At 61.7% G+C, this 3097-nt stretch carries 3 protein-coding genes; all 3 read right to left on the bottom strand.

The window, feature by feature from the left end; translation table 11 throughout:
- The coding region (locus ACXJKR_RS28450; RefSeq protein ID WP_457325688.1) for a GH39 family glycosyl hydrolase at positions 1-535 on the bottom strand (535 nt) is incomplete at its 3' end.
- A 199-nt stretch (positions 536-734) separates the two neighbouring features.
- A complete protein-coding gene (locus ACXJKR_RS28455; protein ID WP_457325690.1) occupies positions 735-2399 on the bottom strand; it encodes a cellulase family glycosylhydrolase in 1665 nt (554 codons plus the stop codon).
- Positions 2400-2624: 225 nt separating this feature from the next.
- A partial coding sequence (locus tag ACXJKR_RS28460; RefSeq protein ID WP_457325691.1) for a beta-xylosidase family glycoside hydrolase occupies positions 2625-3097 on the bottom strand: 473 nt, incomplete at its 5' end.

Raw genomic sequence — 3097 nt, forward strand, 5'->3', positions numbered from 1 at the left:
CCTCTTCGATGCCATAGCGCTGGATGAGGTGGCGCGCGAACGCGTCGATCAGCTCGGCCCAGGGCCCCGGTTGCGGGTGCGAGGTGTTGCCCTTCCAGTAGAAGATCTTCAGGTCGGAGGTCTTCATCACGGCGGGTGTGAAGCCCAGCTCGATGAAGGGCTTGACGCCACTGGCCAGCATGCCGTCGTACAGCTTGTCGATGCCGGTCCAGTCGAACACCAGCTTGTCGCCGTCCTTCTTCACCGTGCCGTAGACGTCGTGAAAGATGTCGTGGAAGCGCACATAGCGAAAGCCCAGCTCGTCCGCCGCCGTCTTGAGCTGGGCGAGGTTTTCGGGGCGGCCGGTGGTGCCCGGGTAGTCCGCGCCGACCGAGAGATCGAAGAAGCGGTCCATGGGCTGGGTCGCAGCAGCGCGGTCCAGCGTCACCACGCGAGCGGCGGGAGTGGCCGCAGGGGTCGCGGTGCACAGGCCAAGTGAAAGGAGCGTCGCCGCGAGGCTGATAACGCTTCGGGGCAGGGACAGGGATGTGTTCATTGGAGGATTTCGGAGGACTTCGGAAGAGAGGGCGGCAGGCCCGGCGCCAGAAGCTGGACGCCAGGCCGCCGAACCATTGGCTCAGTTGCTGTAGAGGAAACCGCGGCCGTTCCCGCTGTCGTAGATACGTCCGGAATCGGCCAAGGAATTCAAAAGAAGGTCCGCCATGCGGCGGACCTTCGGACAAACTCCCAGGGAATTACAGACCCGGAATCGGAGCAATATCGGAAGTGCCAAGCATGGAGCCAAGCAGGTTCCAGTCCAGGACTTCACCGGTCGTCTCGTGGAAAATGTCGTGTTGGGTTACCCAGCCCGTGCCACTGAACCCAAGGCTGGCGATCTTGTTCTGCACGTACTTGTTCCAGTGCGTGGCTGCCCGGTAGTTCTGGTCCTTGTATGAGCCGGTCAGGCCGAGGCTCGCCGGCTTTACCCCCGCGCGATATTCGCCGATCAGCACGGGGATACCCCGGTCCGTGAAATACTTCATCTTGGCGAGCTGAGCATCAATGGAGCTTTCGTTATATCCCCCCTTGACATTGCGATTCGTAAACTGATTGCTCACGTTATAACTTCCCCAGAAGGCACTCCAAGTCCCCCACGACTCATCTGTTTCCATCAAGGTGAAGTCGAAGGGATCATAAAAGTGCACTTCGACCATCCGCTTATTCGCCGGATCCGAAGGTAGATTCTTTCCATAGTTAATCGTGTTATCGATATTGGTGTTCGGCCCTTGGACGATCAGCCAGCGAACGGCATTGCCGCCGCCGTTGGCGCGCATCGCGGTAATCCAATTTTGCTGGTATTGGTAAAGCACATCGGTCTTGGCCTGGGTTGGCGCGTCAGGTTCGTTGGCGACAGCKAAGGCCAATTTGTCGCTGTCATACCATTTGAAAGTATTCGCAACMTGGGTCCACATGTTGATCAACTTGGCATTGATCGCAGGGTCGTAGGAATTGAAGCCGTTGCGTTCGAACCAGCCAAGGTCATAGTGGTCGTTGATGATGACGTACAGGCCGTCGGCGAGGGCCCAGTCGACCGTCTGCTTGACCTGGGCCATGAACGCGGGATCGATCGTTCCGTTGGTGGAATGAAAATCCCACGCAACGGGTATGCGCAGGGTCTTGAACCCCCTATCCCTGATGGAGTCGATCAGCGCTTTGGTCGGCGCCGCCGCTCCTGGCCAGAATGCTTCGAGGGTGTTTCCCAGGTTGATACCGGGATTCGGAAAGACTTGGGTCTGCGCGCTGGGCACGGTGATCGCGAACGCCTGGGTGGTCTTGGCGCCGCAGGTGTTGGTGTAGGTGGCGGTGGCCGTGCAGCTGGCAGTGGGCGTGATGGTCTGCTGGCGTGCCGAGCCCGACGTACCGCAGCCGCTCCACCCCCACGAGCCGCCGGTCGTCGGCTGCGGGCCGAGGATGGCCGAGTTGCCAGCGGTGACCGTGGCTGAGGACGTCTGCGTCCAGGAGCCGTTGGCGCTGATGTAGGGCGTGATGGCTGTCGGCGCGCAGCTGGTGCCGCGTGTGGCGCTGGCCGAGCCGGAGTTGTAGCTGCCGGCGTTGGTCGTGAACTTGACCCAGTACCAGTACGGCGTGCCGGTGTTGGCCGAGCCGTCGGCGTAGCTCCGGGCGCTGCTGCCCGGCACGGCGATGCGGGTGCGGCCGGCGGGGTCGGCGTCGATGTCGCGGTAGACCTCCAGTGACGTGACGGTGCCGCTGACGGTCCAACTGAGCTGGTTGTTGTTGGCCGTTCCGCTGGCTGTGAGGCAGACGGTGGCGCCGCCGCCACTGCCGCAGCTTTGCGCCTGCGCGAGGCTGCCTGCGCTTGCTCCGAATGCAAGCAGCAGTGCTGGTATCAAGGTTCTCATGTTCTACCTTTCAAGGTTGAAAGTGCTCGGCCGGTTGTCTCCTCCGGACTCGAGCGTTATGGAAGGACGCAGCTCAGTACATGGGCTTACATCCCGACAACTCCGAGGGATTGGGGTGGCAGCTCCAGCACCAGGGGCCTTGCGGGCCGGGCTTCGCGGAGAACGGTGCCGGCACGACGGCCTGCGGCTGCTGGAATGTGTTGTGGGTGAGGCGCACGGCGAAGATCAGCGGGAGTCGCCGGTTGGTCCGATGCGGTAGTAGTCAAAGTCCACATGGCCGCCGGCGGTCTTGGTCGAATAGAAGAAGAGGCCGTAGCGATAACCCATGAAGTGCTTTGGGTAGGAATAGGTCAGGCGCGAGGGACGTCCGATGGCAGTCCAGGATTTGCCGTCGAGGCTGTAGGAGAAGCGAGCGACCTCGGGCGCGGGCTCAAATTCGCTTTCGACCTTGAGGTGAACGGTTTTGCCAGCGAGGGGAATGGAGGCGATCTCCTCGGGCTTGTCGGAATCGGCGCTCACCATGACGAGCGATCTGACGCCACCGGTCATCTTGACGCCGACAAAACCGTACTGTTTCTGGAAGACCGTGAGGCCGGCCACATCGCCGTCTTTCATGCCGCTCACATCGATGCTTGTCGTGGCGGAACTGGCAGGGCCAAAGGTGCGCTGGGTGAGGGTGTTCGTGGCCTCCGGCAACG

It is taken from the genome of Roseateles sp. P5_E11 (assembly GCF_054049355.1).